At 39.1% G+C, this 5,215-nt stretch carries 3 protein-coding genes and 1 pseudogene; 1 reads left to right on the forward strand and 3 read right to left on the reverse strand.

Annotated features, from left to right (window positions below):
* Positions 1-225 precede the first annotated feature (225 nt).
* From FFS26_RS22270 to proS, 3 genes are all read right to left on the reverse strand, one after another.
* Positions 226-1,560, reverse strand: coding sequence for an Nramp family divalent metal transporter (locus tag FFS26_RS22270; RefSeq protein WP_137906182.1), 1,335 nt, complete (start codon positions 1,558-1,560; stop codon positions 226-228).
* A 114-nt stretch (positions 1,561-1,674) separates the two neighbouring features.
* Positions 1,675-3,006, reverse strand: a complete 1,332-nt coding sequence (locus FFS26_RS22275) for an OmpA family protein (protein WP_110009269.1) — start codon at positions 3,004-3,006, stop codon at positions 1,675-1,677.
* A gap of 118 nt (positions 3,007-3,124) precedes the next feature.
* A complete protein-coding gene (gene proS / locus FFS26_RS22280) occupies positions 3,125-4,600 on the reverse strand; it encodes a proline--tRNA ligase (RefSeq protein ID WP_110009327.1) in 1,476 nt (491 codons plus the stop codon).
* 144 nt (positions 4,601-4,744) lie between these two features.
* On the opposite strand from proS, the pseudogene FFS26_RS22285 reads away from it, so the two are divergent.
* Positions 4,745-5,215 (forward strand): annotated as a pseudogene (locus FFS26_RS22285) (prolyl-tRNA synthetase); the annotation flags it as partial.

Genomic DNA, 5,215 nt, shown 5'->3' on the forward strand with positions numbered 1-5,215 from the left:
ATGCGCTTCGCTTGTGAATTGGTTGTAGGGTAGGATTAATAATTGACTTTGCAAAGCAAAAATTGACCATTGACCATTCATTTATCAATGGTGAATACGTCAATGCGCTTCGCTTGTGAATTTATTGTGGAGTAGGATAAAAAATTGACTTTGCAAAGCAAAATTGACCATTAACCATTCACTTAATAATGTCCAACAGTCAATTTAAAAACTGTCATTGTACCTTTATTCTCCTGTAAATGTCTGATATAACAGATAAAGGTTTAAAACAATAATAATAATGGAAATAATCCATACACAGATTTTCAGGAATGGTTTATTGACAAATTCACCCATTTTGGCTTTATCATTGGTAAACATTACCAGTGGAACAACGGCAAAGCTTAGCTGCATGGAAAGAATTACCTGACTTAAAACCAATAATTCAGTTGTTCCCTGTTCACCGTAAAGAATGGCAACAATAAGTGCCGGGATTACAGCGATAAGTCTGGTGATCAGTCTTCTCAGCCATGGTTTTAATCTGATGTTCAGAAAGCCTTCCATGACGATCTGCCCGGCAAGAGTTCCTGTTAATGTGGAGTTTTGCCCGGACGCCAATAAAGCAATCGCAAATGCAATACTAGCCATAGAAGCTCCTAAAATTGGGGTTAACATTTTATAGGCATCATGAATATCCGCCACATGTTCATTACCTGTAGTATGGAATGTAGCAGCAGCCAGAATAAGAATTGCTGCATTGATGAAAAATGCCAACATTAATGAAACGGTACTGTCTATGGTGGCAAACTTTATGGCTTCTTTTTTTCCTTCGGTATCACGGGTATAATCTCTGGTCTGTACAATACTGCTGTGCAGATACAGATTGTGTGGCATTACGGTAGCTCCTAAAATCCCGATTGCTATATAAAGCATGGCAGGATTCTGAATGATTTCCTTTTGTGGAACCAAACCTCCCAGAATCTCATTGAAAGCAGGCTTTGAGATAACGATTTCATATACGAAACACGCCAGAATAATGAAGATAAGTCCTCCTACAATACTTTCGATCCATCGGAAGCCTTTTGCCTGAAGTAAAAGGATGATTAATACATCTACTGTTGTAATAACAATTCCCCAGGTCAGCGGGATATGAAATAGCAAATTTAACGCAATAGCAGAACCGATAACCTCGGCAAGATCACAGGCCGCAATGGCGATTTCGCAGAACACCCAAAGAATAAAATTCGTGGTAGGACTGAAGTGGTCTCTGCAGGCCTGGGCAAGATCTCTTTCTGCAACAACACCAAGTTTTACGGATAAGTGCTGTAAAACCATTGCAAAAATATTGGAAATAAGGATGACCGAAAGGAGTGTATAACCGAATTGGGCTCCCCCGGCAATATCTGTTGCCCAGTTTCCCGGGTCCATATAACCTACAGCTATCATCAGTCCTGGTCCTGCAAATGCAAGATACTTTCTCCAGAAAGTTGCATTTTTAGGGACTTTGATTGATGAGTAAACCTCTGACAGGGAATGGTTTGTTTTATCTTTTCGCCAGGCGCTTTTTATATTGAAGTTCATAAATGTTAGAAATGACTAACAAATTTAATTAAATAAATGTAAACAGAAAAATCATCGGATAAAAAAATCCCGGAAATTTGCTTTCCGGGATCTAATTTTTATTGAATCTAAAGATTATTTAGCAAATCTTACAGCCATTTTTCTGTCTGCAGCTCTTTCAGCATCAGAAGCTGTAGCATCAACTTTAGCAAATTTACTTCCATAGCCCTCAGCTTCTAAAACCTGAGCACCAACTCCTGCTTTTACTAAAGCAGCCTTGATATATTCAGCTCTGGCTTTTGATAGTTTTACATTGTTGGCTTCGTTTCCGGTTTTATCCGTATAACCCCCGATTTTGATTTTTGCATCTGGGAAAGCTTTAAGGATCGCCACTAGGTTATCCAATTGCCCTTGTGAACCTGCCTCAAGTTCAGTAGCACTTCCCATTTTGAAATTTACGTGATCGAAATCGTACCACTTATCTTTCAATGCTGCATCATCAGCGGCATTTTTATAGTTTCCGGATTTCAGGAATGTAATCATCTGATCTTCCATTCCTCCTTTATAACCTTTTAACATCACTCCGTTAAGATCAATGTCTTCATCTGTTTTAGCTGTTGCCGGAGCAGGGGTTGCTGTTCCCGTTGTAGCAGCAGTATCTGTTGCTGTACTGGTTGCTGCTGAGTCAGATGTTGTGGTAGTAGTGGTAGTCGTCTGCTTTTTCTCACACTGTTTCCATAAGAAATAAGCAGCAGCTATCAATAATAAAAGCGGAAGCAACCATTTCCAGATTGAACCTCCGCCTTGATTATTGTTGTTATTATTTTCAAATCGTTCTCTTACTTCTCTTGCTCCTTCTGAAACATTTTCTCTTGCTGTAGCAACACCTTCAGCGATGTTATCTTTAGCAGTAGACGTTACTGAAGAAACCGTTTCTTTAGCCTGTCCAAACCAATTCTCAGCTCCTAATCCAAAGGATGCCAAAGAAAGACCTGCAGGCAGTAAAGAAGAAACAATGCCTTTCTGATCATGCAGTAAGCTGGAAATACCTGAAGCACCCAGATTATTGTCTGCTGCATATTTTCCAATAGTGCCTACTGTAGCTCCAGTCACCAGGTTTAACAAAGAACCTGCAGAGGTATTGCTGACACCTGAAAAACTGGCAATGGAATTCACTAACGCACCTACTTTATCTCCAAAAATGGAAGACAACAAGTTTGAAATAACAGGACTGCTGGACGAACCTCCTAATAAATTTCCTAAAATTCCACTTGAAGAGGCTTGTGTAATTGCATCCACAACGCCAGGCTTATCTGCATTATTGGCTAATCCACCTACTACAGCAGGTAATAATCCGCCAATTGCTTTAGAAATACCGGATTCACTTTCTCCAAACTGCGATGCAGCCTGTGAAACCAATGCGGGACCTAATTGTCCTTTAATTAAATCAATGACATTTAAAGACATAATAATAAATTTTTTTGATTAATGTTGAGATAAATTTAAACAAAAATCCGTCCAAATGTCACTTTTTTTTGAATATTTCTTTAAATATTAACGATTTTTTTCTAAATCATTAATATTTTTAATAGGCTTTTGCAAATAACACGCGTCTCTTAGATGGTTTTCCTGAGATCAATGAAATTCCTTCTTCTACATCATCATCCAAAGGAATACATCTGATGGTTGCCTTCGTTTCATCCTTGATCTGTTCCTCTTCTTCAGCCGTCCCATCCCAGTGTGCATAGATGAATCCACCTTTTTCTTCCAGAACTTTTTTGAATTCTTCATAAGTATCCACTTTCGTGATATTATTTTTTCTGAATTCAAATGCTTTGTTATAAATGTCCTGCTGAATGGTTTTCAACAGATCTTCGATATAAGAATCAAGTCCTTCAATAGAACGCACTTCTTTAGTCAGGTTATCTCTTCTTGCGATTTCCACAGATTTATTTTCAAGGTCTCTAGGTCCCATAGCAATTCTTACAGGAACTCCTTTCAATTCATATTCTGCAAATTTCCATCCTGGTTTGTTCTGGGTGTCATTATCAAACTTCACAGAAATTCCTTTTGCTCTCAGTTTAGCCTGAATATCCAAAGCCACTTCACTGATCTGCTCCAGCTGCTCTTCTCCTTTAAAGATAGGAACAATCACGACCTGGATTGGAGCAAGGGTAGGAGGCAGTACCAATCCGAAATCATCAGAGTGGGTCATGATTAATGCTCCCATTAGACGGGTAGAAGTTCCCCATGAGGTAGCCCATGCATGTTCAATTTTTCCTTCTTTGTTGGTGAATTTTACATCAAATGCTTTTGCGAAATTTTGTCCCAAGAAGTGAGAGGTTCCAGCCTGTAAAGCTTTTCCGTCCTGCATCAATGCTTCAATACAATAAGTCTCATCGGCTCCTGCAAATCTTTCAGAAGGTGTTTTCAACCCCTGAATAACTGGAATAGCCATAAAGTTTTCTGCAAAATCAGCATATACTTTATTCATTTTTTCTGCTTCTTCCACAGCTTCATCTTTTGTAGCGTGAGCGGTGTGCCCTTCCTGCCATAAGAACTCTGCGGTTCTTAAGAAAAGACGTGTTCTCATTTCCCAACGAACAACATTCGCCCATTGGTTGATTAATATCGGCAAGTCTCTGTAAGACTGAATCCAGTTTTTGTAGGTATTCCAGATAATTGCTTCTGAAGTAGGACGAACAATAAGTTCTTCTTCCAGTTTTGCATCCGGATCTACAATCAGTTTGGATGGGTTGTCCGGATCGGTTTTTAACCTGTAGTGGGTAACAACAGCACATTCTTTTGCAAAACCTTCTGCATTTTTTTCCTCAGCCTCAAACAAACTCTTGGGCACAAAAAGCGGGAAGTATGCGTTAACGTGACCTGTTTCTTTGAACTTTTTATCCATTTCATCACGCATTTTTTCCCAGATCGCATAGCCATACGGTTTGATCACCATACATCCACGCACGCCTGAGTTTTCAGCTAAATCAGCTTTTACAACCAGCTCATTATACCATTTGCTGTAATCTTCGCTTCTTGAGGTTAGTTTTGCCATTATTTTTTTTAATTTTTTTAACTTTTGTACATTATTGTTATCTAAAAATAAAAATCTATTTTTGATAGATTTTTTTACCAGTATTTTGGTACATTTTTGGTACAGATTGCAAATATAATTTAAATTAAAAATTTTTACGTTATCATGAAAAGAAATATACATAAAAATTTGCTTGGTCTGCTAAGATCCAAAGGGATATTGGCTGTATCGGGCGGATTATTACTTGTGTCTTGTGGTGCTCAGATGGGAGGGTATAGCGAGACAGATGGGGTGTATTACGACCCCAATAAGGATACGCTACCTGAAGGAGTTATCATCAATGATAGCGGAAACAGAGTAGGAGAATATTATGACTACTATCAGGATTCCAATGTAATTCAGAATGCACAGACGAATTCCAGAGAGCAGCAAAACAGATATAATGACTGGAGCAATACCAACACCAATTGGAATTCCAATGCTACAGATTCAGATTGGGGACTTTATGCAGGTTCACAAACGAACTACTATGACAACTCATGGGGATGGGGATCTCCGTGGGGATGGTATGGTGGTTACAGCCCATATTGGGGCTGGGGCTGGAACCGCGGCTGGGGCTGGGGTGCAAGTATGTCC

Source organism: Chryseobacterium sp. 2VB (assembly GCF_005503635.1).
GTDB classification, from domain to species: Bacteria; Bacteroidota; Bacteroidia; order Flavobacteriales; family Weeksellaceae; genus Chryseobacterium; species Chryseobacterium cupriresistens.